The organism is Brevibacillus halotolerans, from assembly GCF_026891775.1.
Taxonomy (GTDB): Bacteria; Bacillota; Bacilli; order Brevibacillales; family Brevibacillaceae; genus Brevibacillus_B; species Brevibacillus_B halotolerans.
In genome coordinates this window covers 103,531-129,663 of sequence record NZ_JAPTNK010000010.1, presented here as the reverse complement: position 1 = coordinate 129,663, position 26,133 = coordinate 103,531, and the positions used below count along the sequence as shown (strand labels likewise).

Annotated in this window: 15 protein-coding genes; 11 read left to right on the top strand and 4 right to left on the bottom strand. The window is 42.8% G+C overall.

Annotated features, from left to right (window positions below):
- Positions 1 to 255 precede the first annotated feature (255 nt).
- The 4 genes from adhE (at position 256) to O0550_RS14130 (ending at position 6,096) form a co-directional block, all read left to right on the top strand.
- Positions 256 to 2,865, top strand: coding sequence for a bifunctional acetaldehyde-CoA/alcohol dehydrogenase (adhE, locus tag O0550_RS14145; RefSeq protein WP_258426665.1), 2,610 nt, complete (start codon positions 256 to 258; stop codon positions 2,863 to 2,865).
- Between the two features lie 374 nt (positions 2,866 to 3,239).
- Entirely contained in the window at positions 3,240 to 4,253 is a 1,014-nt protein-coding gene (locus O0550_RS14140) for an ABC transporter substrate-binding protein (protein ID WP_101669204.1), read from the top strand.
- A 125-nt stretch (positions 4,254 to 4,378) separates the two neighbouring features.
- Entirely contained in the window at positions 4,379 to 5,308 is a 930-nt protein-coding gene (locus O0550_RS14135) for an ABC transporter permease (RefSeq protein WP_003341063.1), read from the top strand.
- Complete coding sequence (locus O0550_RS14130) at positions 5,302 to 6,096, top strand: ABC transporter ATP-binding protein (RefSeq protein ID WP_258426664.1); 795 nt, start codon at positions 5,302 to 5,304, stop codon at positions 6,094 to 6,096. The genes O0550_RS14135 and O0550_RS14130 overlap by 7 nt, the downstream gene beginning before the upstream one ends.
- 80 nt (positions 6,097 to 6,176) lie before the next feature.
- Here O0550_RS14130 and O0550_RS14125 read toward each other — a convergent pair whose 3' ends face one another.
- On the bottom strand, positions 6,177 to 6,491 hold the full coding sequence (locus O0550_RS14125; protein WP_003334459.1) for a DUF4870 domain-containing protein: 315 nt from the start codon (positions 6,489 to 6,491) through the stop codon (positions 6,177 to 6,179).
- Between the two features lie 345 nt (positions 6,492 to 6,836).
- Between O0550_RS14125 and O0550_RS14120 the strand changes: the two genes are divergently transcribed.
- Positions 6,837 to 9,134: an immune inhibitor A gene (locus tag O0550_RS14120; RefSeq protein ID WP_258426663.1), complete on the top strand. Its 2,298-nt coding sequence runs from the start codon at positions 6,837 to 6,839 to the stop codon at positions 9,132 to 9,134.
- A gap of 264 nt (positions 9,135 to 9,398) precedes the next feature.
- Here O0550_RS14120 and O0550_RS14115 read toward each other — a convergent pair whose 3' ends face one another.
- Both O0550_RS14115 and O0550_RS14110 read right to left on the bottom strand, forming a co-directional pair.
- Positions 9,399 to 9,485: a putative holin-like toxin gene (locus O0550_RS14115; RefSeq protein ID WP_113756953.1), complete on the bottom strand. Its 87-nt coding sequence runs from the start codon at positions 9,483 to 9,485 to the stop codon at positions 9,399 to 9,401.
- A 120-nt stretch (positions 9,486 to 9,605) separates the two neighbouring features.
- On the bottom strand, positions 9,606 to 10,376 hold the full coding sequence (locus O0550_RS14110; RefSeq protein ID WP_003334461.1) for a sulfite exporter TauE/SafE family protein: 771 nt from the start codon (positions 10,374 to 10,376) through the stop codon (positions 9,606 to 9,608).
- A 269-nt stretch (positions 10,377 to 10,645) separates the two neighbouring features.
- On the opposite strand from O0550_RS14110, the gene cyoE reads away from it, so the two are divergent.
- Together cyoE and O0550_RS14100 are read left to right on the top strand one after the other, a co-directional pair.
- A complete protein-coding gene (cyoE, locus tag O0550_RS14105; RefSeq protein ID WP_022585527.1) occupies positions 10,646 to 11,596 on the top strand; it encodes a heme o synthase in 951 nt (316 codons plus the stop codon).
- 205 nt (positions 11,597 to 11,801) lie between these two features.
- Positions 11,802 to 12,698, top strand: a complete 897-nt coding sequence (locus O0550_RS14100; protein WP_003334465.1) for a COX15/CtaA family protein — start codon at positions 11,802 to 11,804, stop codon at positions 12,696 to 12,698.
- A 72-nt stretch (positions 12,699 to 12,770) separates the two neighbouring features.
- On the opposite strand, the gene O0550_RS14095 is transcribed toward O0550_RS14100, so the two are convergent.
- Positions 12,771 to 13,325 (bottom strand): GNAT family N-acetyltransferase, encoded by a 555-nt coding sequence (locus tag O0550_RS14095; RefSeq protein WP_003334466.1) that lies wholly within the window; start codon positions 13,323 to 13,325, stop codon positions 12,771 to 12,773.
- 183 nt (positions 13,326 to 13,508) lie between these two features.
- Here O0550_RS14095 and O0550_RS14090 point away from each other — a divergent pair, with 183 nt between their 5' ends.
- Genes O0550_RS14090 through addA form a run of 4 tightly spaced genes read left to right on the top strand, consistent with a single transcriptional unit; the run spans position 13,509 to position 26,112 of the window.
- Positions 13,509 to 14,765, top strand: a complete 1,257-nt coding sequence (locus O0550_RS14090) for an exonuclease SbcCD subunit D (RefSeq protein WP_003334467.1) — start codon at positions 13,509 to 13,511, stop codon at positions 14,763 to 14,765.
- Positions 14,765 to 18,442: an AAA family ATPase gene (locus O0550_RS14085; protein ID WP_258426662.1), complete on the top strand. Its 3,678-nt coding sequence runs from the start codon at positions 14,765 to 14,767 to the stop codon at positions 18,440 to 18,442. Before O0550_RS14090 ends, O0550_RS14085 begins: the two co-directional genes overlap by 1 nt.
- Before the next feature lie 12 nt (positions 18,443 to 18,454).
- On the top strand, positions 18,455 to 21,925 hold the full coding sequence (gene addB / locus O0550_RS14080) for a helicase-exonuclease AddAB subunit AddB (protein WP_258426661.1): 3,471 nt from the start codon (positions 18,455 to 18,457) through the stop codon (positions 21,923 to 21,925).
- Positions 21,922 to 26,112: a helicase-exonuclease AddAB subunit AddA gene (gene addA / locus O0550_RS14075; RefSeq protein WP_258426660.1), complete on the top strand. Its 4,191-nt coding sequence runs from the start codon at positions 21,922 to 21,924 to the stop codon at positions 26,110 to 26,112. The genes addB and addA overlap by 4 nt, the downstream gene beginning before the upstream one ends.
- Positions 26,113 to 26,133 lie beyond the last annotated feature (21 nt).

Below are 26,133 nucleotides of genomic sequence, written 5' to 3'. Positions count from 1 at the left end.
GTGAGAAACATCACATACATATACGTAGTTATCGAGTAAGATTAGAGTGTACCAAGGAGCTGAATAGAAAAAGATAGCTCCAAGGTGGTTTATAAGGAATTGCTTTTATGCACTACTTAACATCAATAACAAAAATTCCTTGTAAACTAGAATGTGAAAAATTTCACTTTCGCTTTATTTTTTTAAGGCGTACGTGAAAAAAATCACTAAATCTGTGGATACAATGCTTTCTTATTTAATAAGGAGGAAGAAACCATGAGCAATGAAGTAAAAGTGCAGGAGCAAGCAAAAGAAGAGGCAGTAAAAACAATGATTGATACCTTGGTCGAGAATGGTAACCAAGCGTTAAAGGACTTTGCTAATTACGATCAGGAGCAAATAGACAGCATTGTAAAAGCAATGGCATTAGCCGGGTTAGATAAACACGTATATTTAGCAAAATTGGCTCATGAGGAAACAGGACGCGGTGTTTTTGAAGATAAGATGATCAAAAACATTTTCTCTACAGAATATATTTATAACAGTATTAAAAAGGATAAAACAGTTGGTCTTATCCGTGAAGATGAGCAGAATGGCATCATCGAAATAGCTGAACCGATTGGGGTAGTAGCAGGGGTTACACCAGTAACAAACCCGACCTCTACCACCATGTTCAAAGCAATCATTTCTATTAAAACACGAAACCCAATTATCTTCGCCTTCCATCCATCTGCACAGAAGTCTAGTGCAGAAGCGGCGCGTACATTATATGAAGCAGCAATGAAAGCTGGTGCTCCAAAGAATTGCATTCAGTGGATCGATCAGCCTTCCCTAGAAGCAACCAAACAATTGATGAATCATCCAGGCACAGCTCTTGTATTAGCAACAGGTGGAGCCGGTATGGTGAAATCAGCTTATAGTACAGGGAAGCCGGCACTTGGTGTAGGTCCTGGTAACGTACCTTGCTATATTGAGCGGACTGCGGTAATCGAGCGTGCGGTAAATGATTTGATTTTATCCAAAACATTTGACAATGGTATGATTTGTGCTTCTGAGCAAGCCGTGATTGTTGATGCACCAATCTATGAACGAGTTAAACAACTGATGATCTCCAATAATTGTCACTTTTTGACGGCTGATGAAAAGGCAAAAGTGGAGAAATTGGTCATAAATGAAAATACATGCGCCGTTAATGCGGATATCGTAGGAAAACCAGCGGCAGTTATTGCAGAAATGGCTGGTATACATGTAGATCCGGAAACGAAAATTTTAGTAGCAGAATTGACAGGTGTAGGCCCTGATCATCCATTATCTCGTGAAAAATTAAGTCCTGTTCTTGCATGCTATAAGGTGAAAAACGCGGATGAAGGCTTCCGCCGTGCCGAAGAAATGCTTGAATTCGGCGGCTTGGGACATACAGCGGTTATCCATACAGAAGACGATGATCTTATGGAAGCATTTGGAATGAGAATGAAAGCTTGCCGTATCGTAGTGAATGCTCCATCTTCTCAAGGTGCAATCGGGGATATTTACAATGAATTCATCCCATCCCTAACGCTTGGTTGTGGTTCTTATGGTCGAAACTCTGTATCTACCAACGTTAGTGCTGTGCATATGATCAACGTCAAAAAGGTGGCGAAACGACGCGTGAACATGCAATGGTTTAAGATTCCAGAGAAAATTTACTTTGAGAAAAATTCTATTCAATATCTACATGATATGCCTGATATCTCTCGTGCTGTAATCGTGACAGACCCAGCTATGGTAAAACTAGGCTATGTAGATAAGGTATTGAGAAATCTGCGCAGTCGTTCTCAATACGTCCATTGCAAAGTGTTTAGCGACGTAGAGCCAGATCCATCTGTAACAACTGTACGGAAAGGAACCGAGCTCATGGTGGATTTCCGACCTGATGTGATCATTGCATTAGGTGGCGGTTCTGCGATGGACGCAGCGAAAGCGATGTGGTTGTTCTATGAATATCCAAATGAAGAATTCCAAAACCTATACCAAAAATTCTTGGATATTCGTAAACGCGTTTATAAATTCCCTAAACTGGGCCGCTTAGCTAAATTCGTCGCGGTTCCTACCACCTCTGGTACTGGTTCTGAGGTAACACCATTTGCGGTAATTACTGACCGTGAGAAAAACATGAAATATCCAATTGCCGATTATGAATTGACTCCTGACGTAGCGATCCTTGATCCGCAATTTGTAATGACTGTACCAAAGGTAATCACTGCTGATACTGGTATGGACGTCCTTACTCACGCGATGGAAGCGTATGTATCTGTAATGGCAAATGATTTCACAGATGGTCTGGCATTAAAAGCCATTCAACTTATCTTTGAATACTTGCCACGTGCCTATAAAGACGGTGGAGACGAGGTCGCCCGTCAAAAGGTCCACAATGCATCTTGCATAGCAGGTATGGCTTTTGCGAACGCATTCCTTGGTATCAACCACAGCTTAGCACACAAATTGGGGGCTGAATTCCATATTGCACACGGTCGTTCCAATGCGATTTTAATGCCACATGTTATTCGCTTTAATGCGACTGTTCCGAATAAATTCGCATCTTTCCCTCGATATGAAAAGTTCATAGCACATGAGCGCTACGCAGAAATCGCTCGTTTGTTAGGACTGCCTGCTAAAACAACAGAAGAGGGTGTAGAAAGTTTAATTCAAGCCGTCATTACATTAGGAAAATCTTTAGATATCCCAATGAGCATTGAAGCGAATGGAGTAACGAAAGAAGACTTCGAAAAAGAAGTGGATCGCTTAGCAGTTCTCGCATTCGAAGACCAATGCACTACGGCTAACCCTAAAATGCCATTAGTTACTGAGCTTGCAGAGATTTACCGAAACGCATTCAAAGGCGTGTAGAGCTACACAAATTTGTGTTAGCTATACCATATAGTTTCTCCTTTCCGATTTCATATGATAACCTTCCCTTCACACTACTAAATTGGGCGAGCCGAATCAGGCTCGCCGTTTTTTTCTTTTTCCTGCGCGACAGCAATCTTATTACTTTAATTGCTATCTTCTTACTATGTAAAAAATTTTACTGAAGCGTTTGTTAATTTCAGCATATTTCAGAAATTATATTTACAGTCTTCAAAAAATCAGATAATGTATTACAAAAGAACATAGCAGTACAGTTGAGAGAGCAGATAGAGAAGAGTAGATAGGTTTTTAGTAAACAGTGCAGGTTAGACCAGTATAGTAAAGGGTTTATAGAGCTGAGGAGGAGAGTTTAGATGAGAAAAGTAACAGGTTTTATTATGTCTATTGGATTAGCGTTGTCATTAGCTGCATGTGGTGCTGCACCAACTGCAAAGCAGGAGGGAGTAACAGCAGCTGGACAAGATACATCAGAGAAGCAGGTCAAAATTGGTGTATCCCAATTTGTACAGCATCCTGCCCTAGATTCCATTTATCAAGGAATTAAGGATGGATTAAAAGATAAAGGCTTTGAAGAGGGTAAAAATCTGGAAATAGATTATCAGAACGCAAACGGCGAACTGAATAATACCATCACAATTGCTCAGAAATTTGCGAGCGACAAGAAAGACGTGGCAGTGGCGATTGCTACTCCGTCCGCTCAATCGTTGGCTAAAGCTATTGAAGATGTTCCAGTAGTATTTACTACAGTGACAGATCCTGTATCAGCAGGATTAGTGCCTTCTTTAGATAAACCAGATAAGAATGTAACAGGAACTTCTGATAAATTGTCAATGGAAGTGCAGTTGCAGCTCGTTCAAAAGTTCATTCCTACCATCAAAAAAATCGGTGTCATCTATACTACATCAGAAGTAAATGCAGAGGTTCAGGTTAAGGATTTACAGGCGGCTGGTCAAAAAATGGGTATCGAAGTAGTCCCAGCAGGCATCAGCAGTCAAAATGAAGTGCAAATGGGCGCTCAATCCTTACTTGGCAAAGTGGAAGCTATTTTTATCCCGATTGATAATACAGTGGTTGCTTCCATTGAAGGCGTGCTTGGTGTAGCGGAGAAGGCTAAAGTACCGGTGTTTGCATCCGATATGGATACGGTAAAACGCGGTGCAGTGGCTACGTATGGCATTGATTATTACAAGATGGGTAAACAGACCGGGGAAATGGTCGCGCGTATTCTGAATGGTCAGAGTGTGGCAAATACACCGGTTGAAGTTGGAAAGGATACCGAATTGGTCATTAACGAGAAGGCTGCTCAAAAGTTTGGTTTGACTATTTCAGATGATTTGCGTAAAGAAGCGAAAGAAATCGTGAAATAACAAAGGGGGCAGCGATGCCCTCTTTTTGGCGTGCGATTAGACAGGGTACTGCTTGAAGAGAGCAAAAATCCTTTGATGTAGAAGGTTGAGATTAGTAAGCTGAGACGAGCACAGGAGGATGACAGATGAGTGTAGCAATGATGGGAGCTTTGGAACAAGGATTATTATTTGCTGTAATGGCTTTAGGTGTTTATCTTACGTTTCGCATTCTTAACTTTCCTGATCTAACAGTAGATGGGAGCTTTGCCTTAGGTGGAGCAATGGCAGCTACCTTGATTTCGGAAGGAACAAATCCTGTATTAGCTACTTTAGTTGCCACAGGAGGTGGAGCATTAGCGGGAGCTTTTACAGGAGTACTTACTACGAAGGGGAAAATTAACGGGCTACTTGCAGGGATTTTAACCATGATTGCCCTATACTCGATTAATTTACGAATCATGGGTAAATCAAATGTTCCCCTATTACGTGAAACGACACTGTACTCAATAGCAAAGGATATGTCTATTCCAGACTTCACGGTGAATGGTATGACATTGTTTTCAGGAGTTGCGTTCCTTTTCCTAGCGGGCGTTTTTCTCTTAAAAGGAATCTTAGATTATTTTTTACATTCTGATATAGGGCTTGATCTGCGTGCTACGGGAGATAATCCAACTATGATACGGAGCTATGGTGTTGGTACGGATGGAACGTTAATTATGGGACTGGCCCTATCTAATGCACTCGTGGCCTTATCTGGGGCGCTGATTGCCCAATTTCAAGGGTTTGGCGATGTAAACATGGGAATCGGCATGATTATCATTGGACTCGCCTCTGTTATTATTGGAGAAGTGATTGTTGGCGATAAGAGTATCATGAGAGCTACATTTGCAGTTATTATTGGCTCCTTATTGTACCGATTTGTCATTGCTTATGCACTAAAAGTTGGCTTGTCGCCTGGGGATATGAAGCTGATTACCGCTTTACTAGTGATTGTGGCACTTACTTTACCGAATGTATTGCGTGGGATGAATAAGCACCTGCCTGTCTTAGGTAAAGGAGGGAATAAATCATGCTAAAGCTAACAGATGTATCTAAGCTATTTTATAGAGGAACCGTAAACGAGAAGATTGCTTTACAGCAAATTCATTTACATTTGATGCCGGGTGATTTTGTAACCGTAATAGGCAGTAATGGAGCGGGTAAATCAACATTGCTAAATATGATCGGCGGAGCCTTGTTGCCGGATGGTGGACAAGTATGTATTGATGGGAAAGATGTAACACGCAGGGGAGAGCATCAACGCGCCAAATATATAGGTCGAGTATTCCAAGACCCAATGGCGGGAACCGCACCTCATATGACTATTGAGGAAAATCTAGCTATCGCACTAGCGCGAGGGGAGCGGAGATTGTTCCGACTAGGGGTCACGAAGTCAAAACGGAGCTTCTTTCGCGAACAACTAAGCATTTTGGAGCAAGGGTTAGAAGATCGCTTGCAGGCTAAGGTGGGTCTATTGTCTGGAGGTCAACGTCAAGCTCTAAGCTTGTTAATGGCAACCCTGACTAAGCCAAAAATCTTGCTATTAGATGAGCACACCGCAGCGCTTGATCCGAAGCGGGCAGCACTGATAACAGCACTGACTAAGCGAATTGTCGCACGTGATCAGCTAACGACTCTCATGGTCACACATAACATGGAGCAGGCACTTTCGCTAGGAAATCGATTGCTGATGCTGCATGAGGGCAAAATTATTTTGGACGTAGGGCAGGAGCAAAAAGCTAGCATGACGACAAAAGAGCTGTTACAGGCTTTTGAAACAGCGCGGGGCGAGAGCTTTACAGAGGATCGATATTTACTGTCGTAACAAACGAAACTATGAAAATACAAAAGCCAATGCTTATGGACAAAGGACCTAGGCATTGGCTTTTTATATGAAAATCCCTATTAGCCGTTGATCAGACGACCAATGATTGGATAGTAGTACGTTCTACCTGTAAGAGAGTAGAAAATACCTTTGATTGGGCAGTAGAGAGCCATGATTCCGAACACGATGAGGAACGGAATACCAATTAGTATAAACGACAAAGCCCAAGAAATACCGATCAATACAGACATGGAAATATGGAAAACGAGTGCTTGCAGAGCTACGTTTTTGACATATCGATCAGATGCAAGTAACCAAATAAGAATGGGCCCGATGATGGGAGCAAAAAAAGTGCTGGCATGGGAAAGTAATTTTAACACTTGATTCATTTCCATAGCAAAAACCTCCTATTCGTTAAGGCAAATATCACGTAAGTAACAATAGATTCACATGATATCATGTTCCTAATGAATTTTCAAAATGTCATACTCAAAATATTTCTTTGTTTTACACTTTTATTTTACAAGTGAATCAATGTTTTTTATACCAGCAAACGAATGATTTTTATCTCCTCCTAGAGACTGAGAGGAATAGTTAAATGAAAGTTGAACGATTGTCGAAATATATATTTGGTTTATCGAAAAAAATAAAAAAATGTAAAAGGATTTTAAGATAATGAAAAGAATGGTAAAAAGATACCCGAATAATGAGTTTTTATAGGAGGAAAGGAAGGTTTTCAGATGAAGTGGAGAAAGACAATGTCTGCGATGCTTGCCACCGCGCTGCTTTTTAGTACAATGGCAGGCGTACCAAGGATAACGGAAGCTAAGAGTAAGAAAGATACCAAACAGCAAAAGCATCACCAGAAGAAGAAAAAAGACAAAGAAACGACAAAAGACAATTTTTCACCGGTAGACGAATCTAGTCTTAACCTCGATCGTTTAGCGAAAAATCTACAGGAAAGAGGCATTATCGCTGAAGATGCTACTCAGGATGAGATTCGAGATTCTATCAAGGAATATCTGGAGGATAAGCGTATACCGAGCGGGCCAGATACCTCAAGCTCATTTGGTGCTGAGGCAAAGCGGAGTCAAGAAGCTGCTAAAGAAGAGGTCATCCAGAATGTAGCTGAATTTAAAGGAAAGAAGCGTTCCAGAAATTTTGATGACAATATGTTTGTTGATAATATCGTTGTTAGTCTCATTGAGTTTCCCGATCGGCTTCACAATGAATTACCAAAAGTGAAGGATTCGATCTGGACGGCTGATTTTAATGAAGAGCATTATGAAAAAATGCTGTTTGAACCGGGCGGATATACTACGCCGGAGGGAACTTCAATGACCACAATGGCTAAATATTACGAAGAGCAATCGCGTGATACTTGGTCCGTAAATGGGATAGTAACACCTTGGATAACCGCTAAACATTCCTATAAATACTATGGGAAGAATAGGAATGGTGGGGATGCTCACCCACGTGAGCTAGTTATTGAATCCTTGGAGCAGGTAGGTAAGGCAATCGCGGGACATGAGGAGGAATACGATCAACGTGACCCTTACGATCTTGATGGGGACGGAGATTTAAATGAACCAGATGGCATTTTGGATAATCTGATGCTGGTACATGCTGGTATCGGGGAAGAAACAGGAGAGGATGATGATGCGATCTGGTCACATCGTTGGACGCTGGAAGAGCCTGTTAAGATACCAGGAACCAATCTACTTGCATATGATTATATGATTCAACCAGAAGATGGAGCGCCAGGTGTTTTCAGTCATGAGTATGGACATAATTTGGGCTTACCGGACTTATATGATACGAATAAAGGCGGACACGATTCTCCAGTTGGAGCTTGGTCATTAATGTCAAGCGGTAGTCACACAGGCTATGTATTTCAAACAGAACCAACTAGTCTTGATCCGTGGTCTAAGATGATGCTGCAAGAAATGTACGGAGGCAAATGGGTATCTCCGAAGGTAGTAGATTATGCTGACCTTCGCAAGAAACAGAAGTTTACATTGCATGAAGCGGTAAACAAAGATATTGATAATAACATGGTACTTAAAATTGATATGCCTGAGATTATGAAGGATGCACCAACGAAGCCCTTCCAGGGTGAATATTCTTATTTTTCGGATGAGGGTGATAATTTAACCAGTACGATTACCACTCCTGAAATTGATCTCACGGATGCTACGGAAGCAACAATGACTGTAGATATGTGGAGGAGTATTGAAAAAAATTATGATTTCTTATACCTAAATGCTATTGATGTAGATACAGGCGAGGAGGAATTAGTAGAGGATTGGAGCGATGATCCCGAGGAATGGGAGGAAGTAGAGATTGATCTCTCTGATTATGTCGGGAAAAAAATGAAATTCCAATTCGAATATGTGACAGATGCTGCTATGACGAAGCAAGGAGTATATCTGGATAACATCGTAGTATCAGTTGATGGTGAAGAGGTATTTACAGATGACGCAGAAGGGAAGCCTAAGATGGATTTAGACGGCTTCACTCAATTCGATGGAAAAGGTAAAAAATATGATGCCTATTATCTCGTAGAATTGCGCTCTTATAACGGTGCTGACGAAGGATTGAAATATTTTCGCCGTGGAGAAACATTTTTAACCTATGATCCTGGAATGGTTATTTGGTATTACGATGGGAAATATGGTGTAACCGAAGATAATAAAACCAGCTTGCATCCTGGTCATGGAATGCTTGGCGTCGTTGATTCCCATCAACAAATAAAATATTGGGACGATAACAAGAAGAAACCAGCTGATGCGCGTTACCAAGTAAGTGATGCTGCATTTAGTCCAAATCGTACCAGTGAAATTAATCTTGATTATATCTTGGGCAAGATGTGGAGTCCGTCGAGGAAGGGTGTAACAACCTTCTCGGATGAAAAGGATTACTCGATGCCAGGCTTAGAGGATGTAGGAATGGTACTGCCACAGGTAGGTCTTACCATCAAGATTAAGGATGTCGAGGAGGACTTCTCAAAGGCTACAATCGAAGTGTGGAAAGACTAGAGAATAGGACAAAAAAAGACGACTTGTTAGAAAGTCTTCACCAAAAATTAGAAAATAGGTTACATGAATTCGAGCATTTGTGATAACATATGAATTGTTGGAAACAGCAACCTATTTCGACAAAAAATTACAAAAAATATTGTCGATCCGCATAGAAAAACCGCAGGTGGCCGAACACCTGCGGCGATCGCAAATAGTCGTACGGGGTAGGTAGCCGTTCGAGTCAGCCATGGCCACTTTTCTGTTTAGTAGACAGACTAGTGGTCATTTCCGTTTGGCAGAGGCGGTCAGCAAGGCTATGATGAGTGTCCCAAACGTAATCATCAATGATAAGCCTTCATACACTGACATATGCCCACCCCCTTTCCGTGGGGATACGGTCCGCCTTACCGTCGTTTGACTTATCTGCTTAAAATTTATTATATCATGATATTTTCCTTTGTTGTATTATTTTGTAAAATGTCATGATTGTTAAATCATTTTTAGACCGCTGATTAAAATAATAACGCAAATCATGTAGCGTAAATGAATGGTAGGTACTTTAAGAGCAAGCAAACTCCCAATAAAAACACCGGGAATTGAACCTGTTAACAGTTGGAACACGGTAGCATAATTTATGTTTCCATATAGGATATGAGTAAAACCAGCAGCGGTAACAAGAAAGAAAGCGTGAGCAATATCGGTTCCGACCGTTGAGGCACCTCGCATTTGAAAAAGGTAAAGCAAAACAAGGGCAAATAGGGAACCACTGCCAACAGAGGTAAAGCCTACGATAAAACCTAAGATGGCCCCTGCAGTAATGACTAACATACTTTTTTCTTGCGTCGTTTTTAGTTGCCATTTGTTTGGCTTCACTTCTTTATGAGATTGAATCGTTTTGATCAGCATGACAATAGGAATGAGAATCAGCGCAAAACCTAATACTTTTTTGACTACTACATCAGCCGAACCGAAATTTGTTTGTATCCAATGTAGAGAATGAACGGCGAGAATGGCGCTGGGTACACTTCCAATACCTAAGTAGAATACAATGGTCCAGTCCACCGTTTTTTGTCTCCAATGCTGGAGAGTACCAAATATTTTTGTAATGGAGTTGTAGACAAGGTCTGTTCCTACGGCGATTGTTGGTTGAATTCCCATCATGATTAAGAAGGGCGTCAGTATTGCTGCCCCACCTACTCCTGTTAATCCGACAAGAAAGCCAACTAATACACCGATGAGAGTTAATGAAAGATCGATCATGCGAAACCCTCTCTTCTGTGGGCGAATGTACCTTACATGGTATGGAGCAGAGAGAATCAGGGTGCGTATCGATCAAAAAATGGGCGAGGGGCAGTTGTTATGTGCTAACTGCGTTTCTATTGTTGACTGTATATGGAAAGATTCGCTACAATGAATGCGAATCTATTTATGAAAAAAATCACTTCTTAGCTATAGACTTTCGAGTAAATATTCCGCTGTTATAGGATATGGGATCACTTATTTTGAAAGAAGGAAAGGAGCCTTGCAATATGGAACACGAGGTTGACTTAAAGGAGTCCGGCACCTCTTTCCTAGATGATATGGATACAAAACAAGTGCAAACTGAACCCGCAACGCTATCAGATTATGTACAATTAATGAAACCAGGTATTATTTTTTCTAACTTGCTCACTGCTTTTGCTGGTATTTGGCTTGCTTCAGCAGGTTTTAAAAATTTTCAATTTGACCTGACGATCTATACGTTGATTGGAACTTCTGTCATTATTGGCTCTGGTGCTGTGCTGAATAACTATCTGGATCGCGATCTGGATAAAAGAATGAAACGAACGCAAAGCCGTGCCTTAGCAACAGGACGAATTCAACCACGCAATGCATTGATTTTTGGACTAGGTTTATTATTGCTTGGATTGATAGTGCTGTTCTTTCTAGCTAATCCACTGGCAGCAGTTTGTGGTCTGGTGGGGCACATTTTTTATGTGTTAATTTATACCCCGATGAAGCGTGTCAGCACTTTGAATACCGTGGTAGGTAGTGTCTCAGGAGCTATGCCGCCTTTAATTGGCTGGGCTGCCGTAACAGGAACGCTTGATTTAGGAGCCTGGACTTTGTTTCTAATCATTTTCTTGTGGCAATCTCCGCACTTCTTGTCATTGGCTATGATGAAGGTGGAGGATTACCGAGCAGGCGGTATCCCAATGCTTCCGGTGGTACGCGGATTTGAAGAGACCAAGCGTCAGATGTTCTTCTGGGGTGCTGCACTACTGCCAGCATCACTCATTTTATTCCTATATGGGAATGTAGGCATGTTATATTTTATTGTCGCATCCATCATGGGGATTATTTATGTAGTGCTTCTCTTCCAAGGTTTTTCTGCCAAGGATGATATGGCATGGGCGAAAAAGCTATTTGGTTATTCGCTCATTTACTTAACAGTGATGTGTGCAGCCATGGTTATCAGCGCTATTTTGGTTCACTTATAAAAAAGTTTGAAAAGTTGACATGTTTATCACACATTAATATAGGAACATCTCTTGCAAAGCGGGGGATGTTTCTTTACTGTTAAAGGAAGTAAGAAAAAATTCGGAATAAAGGAATTTATTAAAAAGATGGCGGTTACATTTTTGCGCCAGCTAGGTTCGTTGCTTCTTCAAAACGATTTGCTACATTAATAAAAGAGGTATGGAAATGGACAAAAATGTAAAACGATTAGCGATCCTCTCGACCCTTGTTATGTTTATCGTGATGATTGCCGGTTCTTTAGTAACCAAAACTAATTCTGGTCTCGGCTGTGGAAATGATTGGCCACTGTGTAACGGGAAGTTTGTTCCCTCCTATGCTTTGGAGTCGATCATTGAATATGTTCATCGATTAACCACCGGTCTAGCAGGGATTGTAGTGGTTGTCTTTTCTATTTACTCGATCTTTACATACAAGGGCAATAAAGAAGTATTAGGGCTAGCAATTTTCGGAATGTTTTTTATTGTAGTAGAATCTATCCTAGGAGCCTCTGCAGTCATTTGGCCACAATCTTCACCTGTCTTGGCTCTTCATTTTGGCTTTTCTTTACTCGCCTATACAGGGGTATTTATGCTCACCATGTTTGTGATTAATCATGAACGCCTCCAGAAAATAATCAAGGGAACTGTTACAAAAGGCTTTGGTTTATATGTGTGGATGGTAAGTTTATACGCTTACGGGGTTGTGTATTTGGGTGCCTACGTGCGTCATACAGGCTCCAGCTTGGGCTGTTCGGGCTGGCCGCTTTGTAATGGAAAGCTTATTCCAGAATTGAGCGGTCAGGTAGGTGTTCAGTTTGTACATAGGGTGGCTGCTGCTGTATTGGTGCTGTTGATTATCGGAATTTATGTATATGCTGCCAAACATTATAAAGAATCACGCAAAGATATTTATACCTGCTCTAAGCTAGCGCTTGTATTGGTTATTCTTCAAGTTCTTAGTGGAGGCTTAGTGGTATTTGCTAATTTAGAATTATATGCTACTTTGACACATTCTGCCATCATTACAGTATTTTTTGGCATACTATGCTACTTAGGCTTACAGACATTGAAGAGGCCATCCTAAAAAGCGGAAATGGAAAAGAGCGAGGTGTTCTCGCTCTTTTTCTTTGGTAGACGGATGAGTAGCTGAGGAAGCCTAATCATCCTCCATGTATTCGTCCTGCAAGACGGAGTAAACCTTTGAATCCCGCAGTTCCCCTTTGATTAACACATTTTTACGCAGTGTTCCTTCATAAACCATCCCCAATCGTTGCATGACACGCTCAGATAGCGTGTTAGTTGCTTCACATTTACCTTCCATGCGAACGAGACCAATTTCTTTAAACCCATAAGCCATTACTGCCCGAAGCGATTCGTAGGTCATTCCTTTTCCGCGATAGTCAGGATGAAGGACTGCACCTAATGAAGCGCTTTTTTCTTTTTCTGCATATTGAAAAAGACCTGCGACTCCAATGGTTTTACCAGATTCTCGATGATAGATCGCCCAAATAAAAGCTTTTTTCTCTGCGCAATCGGCCATTCGTTTTTCTAAATACAGAACCGTATCTAATTTACTTTTATGGATTTTTCTAGGAACGTGATGCGTGGTTTCTTCCTTTGAAAAGATTTCAAAAAGGTCATCGGCCTGATGCAAGGATAGATGGAGGAGCATGAGTCGTTCGGTTACGAGAACAGGGTAGTCGGTTATCATTGATCCAACTCCTTTATATGTATTAGTTCCTTGAACCTATTTTTTCTTATTCTATGTATATCACAGGTTTTGGTAGAAACAAAAGAATATCTCCAAAACTTTCATCACTATCTTTTCTGAAGCAACCCTCTTACTTCTGGTACAATAGGTAAAAGCAAACAAATGATCGATAGAGGTGGAAAGATGCGTATTTTGCATACAGCAGACTGGCACTTCGGCAGATTGCTGGAAGGTCGGGATAGACGTATAGAACAAGCGGCTTTTGTAGACGAACTATGCCAGATTGTTGAGGATAAACAAATAGATTTAGTAGTGATAGCAGGTGATGTATATGACTCTGTAAACCCACCGGCATGGGCGGAGGAGCTGTATTATGAAGCCTTAGAGAGATTGTCAGCAGAAGGTAAGCGCGGGGTAGTCGTTATTGCAGGTAATCACGACCAACCAGAACGGGTGCGCGCTGCTTCGCCACTAGCTCATAAGCATGGAATTGTGTTGCTTGGGTTGCCTAAGGAGCTACCTTTGCTTACTAAGGCTGAGGCGTCAGCAGATAAAGTAAGAATCATCGATGGAGGATCATCCTGGTTTGAGATTGCTATTCCAGGAGTAGACCATACCGCTGTAGTGGTGGCTTTATCATATCCTTCAGAAGCACGATTAAAAGAATTGATAAGTGAAAGCTTTACACCAGAGCAAATGCAACAGGCATTTAGCGAGAGAATCAAGGACCTCCTCCATGATTTAGCCAGCCATTTTCGGCAGGATACGGTCAATATTATCACAAGCCATCTGTTTGCTATGGGCGGAATGGAGACTGACTCGGAGCGTCCCATCCAGATTGGTGGGACACATACTGTCTCGCTGGATGCGTTTCCTCCACAAGCAGATTATGTTGCTTTAGGACATTTGCACCGTTTGCAAAAACTGAGTGAAGCACCATTGATTCGCTATAGTGGCTCACCGTTATCGTACAGCTTTTCGGAGGCGGGACAAAGCAAGGCGGTGGTGATGGTGGAGATTATTCCGGGTCAGCAACCGACAGAAGAAATTATTTATTTAAAATGCGGTCGTACTCTAGCAAGATGGAAAGCGACTGGCGGAATAGCAGAAGTTGAAAAGTGGCTGGAGGAAGGAAAAGATGCAGATTGTTGGATTGATTTAGAAATTCACGTGGATGATGTGATTGATCCAGCAGAGTTTCAACGTATTCGTAAGCTGAGCGATAACTTTGTAAAGGTACAGCGTGTGCTGGTTGTCTCCACAGAACAAGAGAGGCAGGAAATAGAAAAACGCGAGGAATTAAATCCCGTACAGCTTTTTACTCGTTTCTATGAACGAAAGCGTGGAACATCACCAGATGAGCAGGTTATTCAATTATTTTCCCGTATGATGATAGCCTCTGATGCTGAGACAAAGAAACAGCCAGGAGGAGATGAATAATGAAGCCTATTTACTTGAAGCTATCAGGATTAAATAGTTATCGAGATTTGCAGGAGATTGATTTTGAAACGTTGTGTGAAGCCGGATTGTTTGGGATTTTTGGCCCTACTGGTAGCGGTAAATCCAGCATTTTAGACGCGATTACGCTGGCGTTGTATGGACAGGTTGTTCGTACAGGGGGAGGTTCGCATCCGCATGAGGTTCTCAATCAATTGGAGTCACGGCTATTTGTCTCCTTTACCTTTGAATTAGGAGGGGCGAGCCAACGACAGCGCTTTACCATCGAGAGGGAGTTTGGTCTAAATAAAAATGGTAATCGAAAGCAGCCGGAAGTACGTTTAATTCAACACGGCTTACTTGATGGTGAACAAGATCAGGTGCTGGAATCTAAAGCAACAGCAGCTACATCCATGATCGAGAACCTGGTGGGTTTAACCATTCATGATTTCACACGGGCAGTCGTGCTACCGCAAGGCCAATTTTCTAAGTTTTTGACCTTAAAAGGCAGTGAGCGAAATGAAATGCTCCAGCGTATTTTTCATTTGCACGAGTATGGCGAAAAGCTGATGCAACGGGTCAAGGAGCAGATAGACAGCAATAAAGCCTCTCTACATCAGTTAGAAGTGGAAGAAGCACGGCTGGGTGATGCGAGTGAGGAGGCTGTTGAAGCGGCGACTCAGGAGGCAGCAGGATTAGAGAAGGAATATGCGGAAGCGGAGCAGATTCACAAGGCTTTGTTGAATCAAAAGAATGAATGGGAACAAATTCGCAAGTGGCAGTTCGAATTGGGGGAAATCCAACAAAAGCTGACACAGCTTGAAGAGAAGGCTCAGCAAATCATGCTGCGAAAAAATGAAATAGCTAGACTGGAGGCATCTGTTTCTCTTTATCCATTGGTGCAAAAGGAACGACAGACGATAAAGCTATGGGAAGATGGTAAGCAACAGTTACTTGCAAAACGGATAGAACGGGAGCAAGTAGAGCTGCGTTGCCAAGAGGCTGAACAAGTAAGCCAACAAGCCCAACAACGATTGCGACAAGAGGAGCCACAGCTCATTCAGAAGCGAATCGAACTACAGCAAGCCGCAGAGTGGGAGCAAGAAATAGTAAAATTAGCTCAGGAAATCGGGCAATACCAGACAGAGATCCGTTTATTACAGCAGCAAATAGATCAGGATGAAGCTATGCTGTCAGCACTTGATCAGCAAAGAGCGGTAGTAGCTCAGGACCTGCAAAAGATTGATGCTGAATGGCAACAGACCACATTACGTTCAGAGGAACGCAAAGCGATTCGTGCGATGCAACAGGCCAAAATTTCCTTTGTTCAGGAAGAGCAACGTTTTGTAAGCACCGAGCGTGAAGCAACGGAGCTGTCTCAAAAGGTACAGCTTGGTCAAACCCGATTAAAAGAAGCAGATAGCTTCTATATTCATGCTCATGAAAAACGTAAAGAGACCGAAATCGCGGTAGTTGAAAAAGAGGCTCAGCCGATCAGAAGTGAAGAAGACATTACTCGATTACGTGAACAGCTAGTAGATGTAAAACGGATCGGCATTGATTGGCGTGGCTTCGAAAAAAAACAGGATGATTGGCGGTCAAAATGGACGGAATGGACTGCTTCACATGCGGATGTAACAACCAGATTACAGCAGGCAGAACAAACGTTGAACCACATAGAAAGCAAGAGAGGGGCTAGCCAGGATCAGTTAAAAGAGTGGGAGACGCAATGGGCTTCTTGGCAGCAGGCTAATATGGCTCATGCGTTGCGTTTACAGCTAAGAGCTAATGAAGAGTGCCCAGTTTGTGGATCAACGCATCATCCTTATAAGGATACAGATGCGGATACGGGCAATATCGTGCAGACAACAGCCCAAGCTCCTTCGCTACAACAGCAGGAAACGGCTTTACGTGACCGTCGGGCCAACTTAGATCACATGCTGGAACAAGTGGAAGAGGAATGGAGGAGTGCCTCGGAGGCTTGTCAGCAGATAAGAGTCGAGCTGGCTGGGTTATTGGAACGAAAGGATTCCTTGCAAAAGGAAAATGCACAGATTGATCAAGATTTGCAGCATATCAAACACCAATTAATTCAGTTGGGTGAAGAGTGGGTTGTAGCGTCTGTCGATGAATTGGGAGGGAAGTTCAAACAGGTTAGTCAAGAAGTAAAAGAACTCTCGGAACAACGTCACAGCCATGTGAAGCAGCTAGATGAATTGCAAAAGCTTCTTCGTGAGCAACGTGATGAAGAGCTGGAAAAAAAGGCGCAACAACAAAAAATCACCGCTTGGCTAGAGGGTCAGCAGGAGCAGCTACAACAAGTTAACAAGCGTCTATTGGATCATCAAAAGGCTTTATTAACGGCAGAACAGCAATTGGATGAACTACGGGGGGAAATTCCACGTGATCAGATTGAAGCTCATCACGCTAGAATGGAAAAGATGGAGCAAAGGCAGGAAGAGCTGCGTACGCTACGCGTGAATCTGGAAAAAACCCTTGAGGAATTACAGCAACAAAAACAAGTTCAGATAGAACAGCGCGGAGAAAAACAAGCCCGATTAACAGCGTTACATCAACGCTATGACGATCGAGAGGCACAATATAAAGCTAAACAAGAGCAATGGCAGATACGTACACAAGGTAGACCGGCTAATGAATTATTGCAGTTGTTGGAGCAGAATCTACAAGAGCTACAGACAGCAGCAGAACAAGCCGATACTCTAAAGCTTCAACTGACAAATCAGCGGCAACAATTGATGGAATCATTAGTTTCATTAGAAGAAACAAATTTACAGCTTACGAAGCAAGCTAAGGAATTGGAATTGGAAGTTGAACAAGCTTTGTCGCATGCTATGTTTGCTGATCGGGAAACCGTCTATGAATATTATGAGCGCCGAGCTTTATTGGAGTCGTATCAGACAGAGGTAGAAAGCTACCAAAAGCAGCTAACGGAATTAGCATATGCTAAGACACGCTTGGTTGAATCTCTTGCTGATCGGTCTGTAAGCGAGGAGTCTTACAATGAGTTATACACCTCCTTTTCAGAAGGAGAGCAACGCTTGTCTGCATGTAGGGAAGCTTTAACACTGGCAAAAGAGAGACTTCTAATCGTGCAACAAAATCACGAGAAATGGAAAAAAATAGAGAAGGAATTCGGTGCTGTCATTGATGAGCAGAGCCGTTTAGAAGAGTTACGAAAGCTGTTTGAAGGAAAAGCATTTGTTCAGTATATTGCTGAAGAAAAGATGATGACGATCGCCCGTGATGCTACCTATCATTTAGGACGTATGACGAAAGGCCGCTATGCACTGGAAATTGGAGATGGTGGAGAATTCGTATTGCGAGATGAAGCAGCGGGTGGACTGCGCCGTGCTGTTAACACTCTATCTGGAGGGGAAACATTCTTAACGGCTTTATCTCTAGCATTGGCCTTATCAGTTGAAATTCAAATGCGGGGAGGTCGTTTGGAATTCTTCTTCTTAGATGAAGGGTTTGGAACCTTAGATCCTGAATTGCTAGAGGTTGTGTTGGATGCTTTAGAGAAGCTAAGAATGACCCAATTTACGATAGGATTAATTAGCCATGTACCGGAACTAAAATTGCGTATGCCGCGACGACTGGTCATTACCCCTGCTGAACCGCTTGGGTCTGGTAGTCGCATTCATATGGAGATGGAATAGGAGGGGAGACAATTGGCTGTACAGTTTTTACTAGGTCGGGCAGGTACCGGCAAGACGGCTGCGATCTATTCTGACGTAATAAAAAAGCTCGATGAGGAACGGATGGGTCCCCCTCTAATCTACTTGGTTCCCGAGCAATCAACTTTTCAGGAAGAATATAAATTAATTAATTTGCCCGGGTATTCGAGTCATATCAGGGCACAGGTGTTAAGCTTTGGCCGTCTTTCCTACCGAATATTACAGGAGGTTGGGGGACTGACAACGTTGCCTATTGATGAACGTGGTAAGCAGATGGTGCTACGTCTGCTATTAGAACGTTATCAGGATGAATTAAAGGTGTTTCATCGGTCTGCCTTGCAGCCAGGATTTGCTGAAGAATTGGTACAAATGATCAGTGAATGTAAAAAGTATAGTGTCAGTCTGGAAATGCTGGAGCAGCTACAAATAGAAAATGCAACCCTTCAGCATAAATTACATGATTTGCTATTAATCATGAGGGCGTATGAAGAGTATGTTACAGATAAATATTTTGATAGTGATGAACTTTATTCCACAGTTGCCAGCAAGCTAGCTCAATCTAGTTTTATTGCAGAGGCAGAGATTTGGATTGATGGTTTTAGTGGTTTTACAAAACAGGAATATGCGTTAATTGAGCAATTGATGTACTGCGCTAAACAAGTAAATATAACTTTGTGTTTAGACCCGCAGGATCGGATGAAACCGCTAGATGATCTTTCGCATTTCTATCCAACAATGGAAACGTATCAAAAGCTACTAGATATTGCGATGCGAGGCAATATTCCAATTGAGGAGCCGCGTTTGTTTGAGCATAACCATCGTGTTACTAGTAGTCCATGGCTTGCACAGATAGAACAAAAATATTTTGACTGGAAAAAGCCTGCTGTTCTGCCTTCACCTAAGCATGTTGACGAGGTAAAGCTGTTTACAGCCGCCAATCGCAGGGCTGAGGTACAAGCGGTCGCTCTGCAAATTTTGTCACTTGCACGTGATTATGGCTATCGGTATCGTGATATGGCTGTGCTTTTGCGAGAAATGGGTACTTATTCTGAAGAAATTGCTCATGTATTTACGAGCTATGATATACCATACTTTCTTGATCAAAAGAGAACCGTAAGCCATCATCCTTTGATTGAATTTATTCGATCATCACTTGAGGTTATCTCTAAAAATTGGAGATATGACGCGGTCTTTCGTTGTTTAAAAACTGATTTACTGTCCCCGCTGAATCAGCCGCTTAGCCAATCGAGGGCTGAGATTGATTTATTAGAAAACTATGTGCTGAGCTATGGCATTCAGGGATATTATTGGTCCATGGATGAGTGGGGGTTTCACGGAACTAATACTCTATACGAGCAAATTGAATCCATACGTCAACAATATGCGACACCTCTTACAACATTTGAGGCTAATATGAGAGTGGCTTGCAAAGCGGGTGTACGCCAAATGGCGACCGTCCTATATGAATTTTTACAAATGCAGGATGTTCCTACCAAACTGGAGGAGTGGCAGGAGCAGGCCGAATTAGAAGGTGATTTGGAAGCTGTCCGTGAGCACGAGCAGGTTTACAATGATGTGATGGATTTATTGGATCAGATTGTAGAAGTAATGGGCGATGAACAAATGGAGCTTGTTACATTTGCTCGGATCATTGATACAGGTCTGGATAGTATTCGTCTTGCCTTAGTTCCTCCTTCGCTGGATCAAGTGGTCATTGGGTCCATGGAGCGCTCCCGTCAACCTGACGTAAAAGCTTTGTTCTTGATGGGAGCAAATGAAGGTGTGATCCCCCTACGTCCCAAAGAAGAAGGGATTTTAAACGAAGCGGAGCGAGAAAAGCTGGAAAAGGCAGGTATTGAACTAGCACCAACAGCGAAGCGAAAGCTAATGAATGAGCAATATCTTCTCTATCGTGCAATGACACGACCATCGGAGCGACTATGGATTAGTTGCTCGCTGGCTGATGAAGAAGGCAAAGCCCTGTTACCATCTAGCTTGTACGAAGAGATGAAAAAGACCTTACCTGGCCTTACGATTGGATATTTTCACAACGAACCAACTGCGGAACCGCAGTTGGATATAGGATTGCTGGGAAGACCGCGACAGGTGTTTAGTCATTTACTCACATTAATTCGTCAATTAAAAAAAGGAATTTCGCTTCCTCCATTTTGGTGGGAGGTGTATGACTGGTTCCTTGAGCATGCAGAAGATGAAAAACGAGAGAAATGGCTGTTATCGGGGCTGGGATACCAAAACCGTGCTTATCCACTTTCCAAAGAAGTTAGTCGTTCCTTATACGGAAATGAGATTCGGGTAAGTGTTTCCCGATTAGAACGATTCCAAGCCTGTGCCTATTCTCATTTTTCCTCACATGGTCTGCGGCTAAGTGAACGTCAAATGTATCGTCTCGAAAGATTTGATGTTGGTGAGCTTTTTCATGCATCTTTGAAAATGGCAGTAGAGCAAATGAATAAACAGCAGGTTAATTGGAGTGATATGACGGAGCAAGGTAGCATGCAGTTGGCTGATCAGGTGGTGGAGGAGCTTGTTCCACAAACCAGAAGCAGTATTTTGCAACGCACGGCTCGTTATCGTTATGTCACAAAGAAATTAAAACGTGCTGTTGGGCGTGCGATCTCTGTACTGGGTGAGCATGCACGAAGAAGTCAATTTGAACCGATCGGTTTGGAAATTGCTTTTGGGCCTGGCGGAGAAATTCCGGGGCTGACTCTGGAGCTGGAAGATGGAATCAAATTACATTTGTTAGGTAGAATTGACCGAATTGATCACTCTGTAGGAACAGAAACTGAATTTTTACGTGTGATTGACTATAAATCGGGCCCGAAAGCCCTTGTTTTGTCCGATGTGTGGAATGGATTGAATCTTCAATTGCTAGTATATCTGGATGTGGCTGTGAGCAACGCTGAGAAATGGGTAGGCAAGCAGGCTGAGGTAGGCGGTGTCTTCTATTACCAAGTAGCAGATCCGTTTGTTACTGCTAAACAAATGCTATCAGCCGAGCAGGTGGAAGCGGAACGGCAGAATAAGCTGAAAATGAAGGGGCTTATGCTAGCGGACTCACAATTAGCACGCTTAATGGATAGCCAAACGGAATCGGGGAATTCTGATCTGCTTCCGTTTGGGATCAAAAAGGATGGAAGCTTCACACAATATTCATCAGTAGCTTCCAAGGAGCAGTTTGATCTTCTGCAAAAATTTGTGCGCAAATGTATTGTGAAGCTGGGGAAACGATTAACGGATGGAGATATAAGCATCGCGCCTTATATGCAGGGGCCAAGACTTGCATGTCAGACTTGTCCGTATAAGTCGGTTTGTCAGTTCGATAGTTTATTGGAAGGCAATCAGCCACGTTTATTAAGTAAAAAGACCGATAAGGAAGTTTGGGAGTTAATTCGTGAAGAAGTCTACGAACAAGATGACGAGGGAAGGGAGGTAGGAGCATGAGTGAGCAGGAGAATGTAGTGGAACAAAAGCCGAGTCATTGGACGGATGAGCAGTGGAGAGCCATTATCGAAAAGGGAGATAACCTACTGGTAGCTGCCGCTGCCGGTTCTGGTAAAACCTCAGTTTTAGTAGAACGGATTATTCGTAAAATCTCTGATGTTAACGATGCTGTAGGTGTGGATCAGTTACTGGTTGTAACATTTACAAATGCGGCTGCTGCCGAAATGCGCCACCGAATTGGCGATGCTCTGCGTAAAGCCTTGGAAAGCGATCCTACCTCTGCCCATTTACGTAAGCAGTTGGTTTTACTGCAACGAGCAACTATTACCACGTTGCATTCTTTTTGTTTGGGCTTGTTACGTCAGTATTATTTCATAGTGGAGCTTGATCCAGGGTTTCGCATTGCAGATCAAATGGAGGCAGAATTACTGCGTCAGGACGTATTAGAAGAGCAATTTGAACACTGGTATGAATCTGATGAAAGCTTTGCAGCATTAGCTGACGTGATGGTAGAAGGCCAGGATGACGATGCGTTAATGGGGTTATTTATGCGATTGTTTGACTTCTCCCAAAGTCATCCGCATCCAGATCGTTGGCTAAAAAATGCAGCCGATATGTTTGCCCATACACAAGTGGAAGAGTTACACGAATCTCCTTGGGTCGTGACATTGACAGGGGCTATTTCTTTAGAGTTATCTGCCCTTGAGTCGCAAGTAAAAAAAGCAATAGCTCTTGCAGAAGAACCAGATGGACCTGGAGCATATGTGCCTTTATTACAGCAGGAGCTTACTTTTATTCATCAAGCGAAATGTGCTGCTGAGCAAGGCTGGAAGCAGTTAGATGACAGTATGAGAAGCATTGCATTCGGTCGATTGCCAGCAGTAAAGGATGCTGACCCGCTGCTTAAAGAACAAGTCCAAAAACTACGCAATGGTGTAAAAGATAAAATAAAGAAGCTACTGGAAGAATATTTCACGATGACGCCTGAGCAATATGCGACAGACCTCAACCGAATGGCTCCTTATATGCATACACTGGCTCGGCTTGTTAGTGAGTTTAAACAGGCCTTTCGACAAGCTAAGCAAGAACGGGCTCTTGTTGATTTTAGCGATCTGGAGCATATGGCACTGCGAATTTTGCAGCAGGAACAAGAGGATGGCAGCTTCGTCCCCTCTGCCATTGCTATGCAGCTACAGGAACAATTTGCTGAAGTGCTAGTCGATGAGTATCAGGATATCAATCTTGTGCAGGAAACGATTTTACAGTTGGTCTCAAGGAAAGAGACAGCAGGAGTGGCAGCAAATCGTTTCATGGTAGGGGATGTTAAACAGAGTATTTATCGCTTCCGACTTGCTGAGCCTAATCTATTTATGCAAAAGTACGATTCGTATGAAACCAATGAAGAAAAGGACCCTTTCGCTCTTAAGGAAAAGAGTGTGCCTTTGGAGCTGAAGGGAAAGCGAATTGATTTGGCCGCTAACTTCCGCAGTCGAAAGGAAGTAGTGGATGCTGTCAATTATCTGTTTCGTCTAGTCATGACTCCGCGTGTAGGTGAGATTACTTACGATCAAGCAGCAGAATTGATTGGTCGAGCTTCCTATCCAGAGATAGAGCCAGAGCAATTGGTGGTAGAAGTACATTTAATCGATCGTACGGGGGGTGAATCGGAGGAGTCCAGTTTAGGGCAAGTGTCAGAGCGAGTAGGTACTAGCTCTACAGGAAGTATAGATAGCTATGATAGTGAAGGAGAAGCTCTACCTACTCTTGAAGAGGAAGCCTCTGTTGCTCAGCTAGAAGCACGATTGATTGCCAAGCGTATTAAGGAATGGCTAGAGCCTGGTGTGGGCGGTCAGCCGTTACTTGTATTTGATAAGAAAACACAGGGAATGCGTCCCCTAGAATATCGGGATATTGTTATTTTGCTTCGAGCTACAGCGGGCTGGGGACAGGCAATAGCAGACGAATGTAAGCAGGCTGGAATACCTATCTATGTAGAACAGAATCAGGGTTACTTTTCCGCGAATGAAGTGGATGTAATCATGTCATTATTACGTGTCATAGATAATCCAAAACAGGATATCCCATTAACGGCGGTACTTCGCTCTCCTCTTATTGGTCTTAGCGAAGAAGATTTAGCTCAGATTCGAGTATTGACTCCTACGGGGCCTTTTTATCAGGCAGTCGAACAGTATGTTATGACAGAGGAGGAGCAGTTGAATCGGGTCGTAATGGCCAAGCTTCGCCGATTCTATCGGATGGTGCAGGGCTGGCGAACAAGGGGAAGACGAAGCTCGGTAGCAGAGTTATTGTCTGATATTTATACAGAGACAGGCTATGTTGATTATGTAGCATCATTAGAAAATGGATCGCAGCGTCAGGCAAATCTACGTGCTTTATATGACAGAGCGAAGCAATACGAAGCTACCTCGTATCGTGGATTGTTTCGATTTTTACGCTTTATTGATCGAATGCAGGAGCAAGAGAATGATCTTGGAGAGGCGCGGACCATTACAGAAAGTGAAAATGTAGTCCGTTTAATGACGATCCATAAAAGTAAGGGATTGGAGTTTCCGGTCGTATTTGTGGCTGGAATGGGTAAACAGTTTAACCAAAGCGATATGAAAGGTCGTTTTTTACTGCACAAGGACTTAGGCTTTGGTCCACAGGTGGCCGACGCGGTTTTGCGCCTGCGTTATCCAAGCTTAGCTTTTTTAGGAATTCGTCAAAAGCTTAAATTAGAGATGCTAGCTGAAGAGATGCGTGTACTGTATGTTGCGCTGACTAGGGCTAGAGAGAAGCTTATCCTTGTAGGCTCAGCTAAGGACTTGAGCAAATCAGCCATCGCCTGGTGCAGCCAGTCTACTGATAAAGAGACCCTATCTGATGAAGATTTAATCCAAGCGAAAGGATATCTTGATTGGATTGGTCGAGCATTAGTCCGGCACAAACATGGAGAACCTTTACGCTTGTTGTGCCCAGAAAGTCAGGATATTTCCTCGATACCGCTAGTGCGAGATCCGTCTGTGTGGCAGTTCCAGTTTTATCAGCCGAGTGATCTGATGGCGATAACCGAACAAAGTGAGCATGATGAGGAGGTTTTCTCCTTATTGCAGAAACGAAAGCCAGTTCCTGATCATCCACATGCAGAGGAATGGCGTGATCAGATTAGGTCTGTACTGGAGTGGCAGTATGCTTCACAGGTTGTGTCACAGGTGCCGGCTAAATGGACCGTTAGCGAATTGAAGAGCCAAGCTGTAAATCTAGCCGATGGAGCAGAAGGAGCTGGAGTGAAGCTTGATTGGGAGAATGAGCGTATTGACACGCAATCTCAAGTGGTAGCAGGAATAGAAAGCCAAATAGATAGACAGTTAACCACTCAGGCTGCAGCCGAAGAGCGCGGTCACCTTAATGCAAGCCCTGAGCAAATAGCAGAGGGTCCAAGGCTACGTCCATCAAGGCTCACAAAGAAGCCGAGATTTCTAACTGAAATGGACAAGAAGAGCAAGGATATAAACAGCGAAAAATGTGATCCGAAAATCATAACAAATAATGATTCTGTAATTATCAAGGAAGAAAGACGCGAGAAGCTGGTAAATCAAACGAAGTATGAAAAACCTATTTTTACGAAGGCAGAAATAGGTACCTTTACGCATTTGATTATGCAAAATCTACAGTTGAATAGAGCCTTGGATCAGGCGGACGTTACTGATCAAATCGAGCAGATGATAGCAGGACAGATGTTGACTAGGGAGCAAGCCAATGTGGTGGATATTGCTTCTATAGTTCGTTTTTTTGCCAGTGATTTAGGACAGCGCATGCAAAAGGCTACCAAGGTGTACAGAGAGCTACCATTTACGCTTGCCGTCCCTTTACGTGATATTAGATCTCGCTTGCTTGCTGAACAAGCAGAATTATTATTATCTGATTCAGGTGACGAACGGGTACTTGTGCAGGGGGTAATTGATTGTGTCATTCGTGAGGCAGACGGTGGATTGACTTTGATCGATTATAAAACAGATCGATTACCAGCAGATGAGACTAAAGCAGCTCAGATGCTTCGGACAAGATACAAGGAGCAAATAAGCTTGTACGCACTCGCTCTTGAGGAGAGCTGGAAAGAGCCAGTTGCGAACCGCTATTTGATAGCTATGTCAACAGGACTTGCGGTTCCATTGCATGAAGAGTAAGGACGATTGAAAAAACGAAGA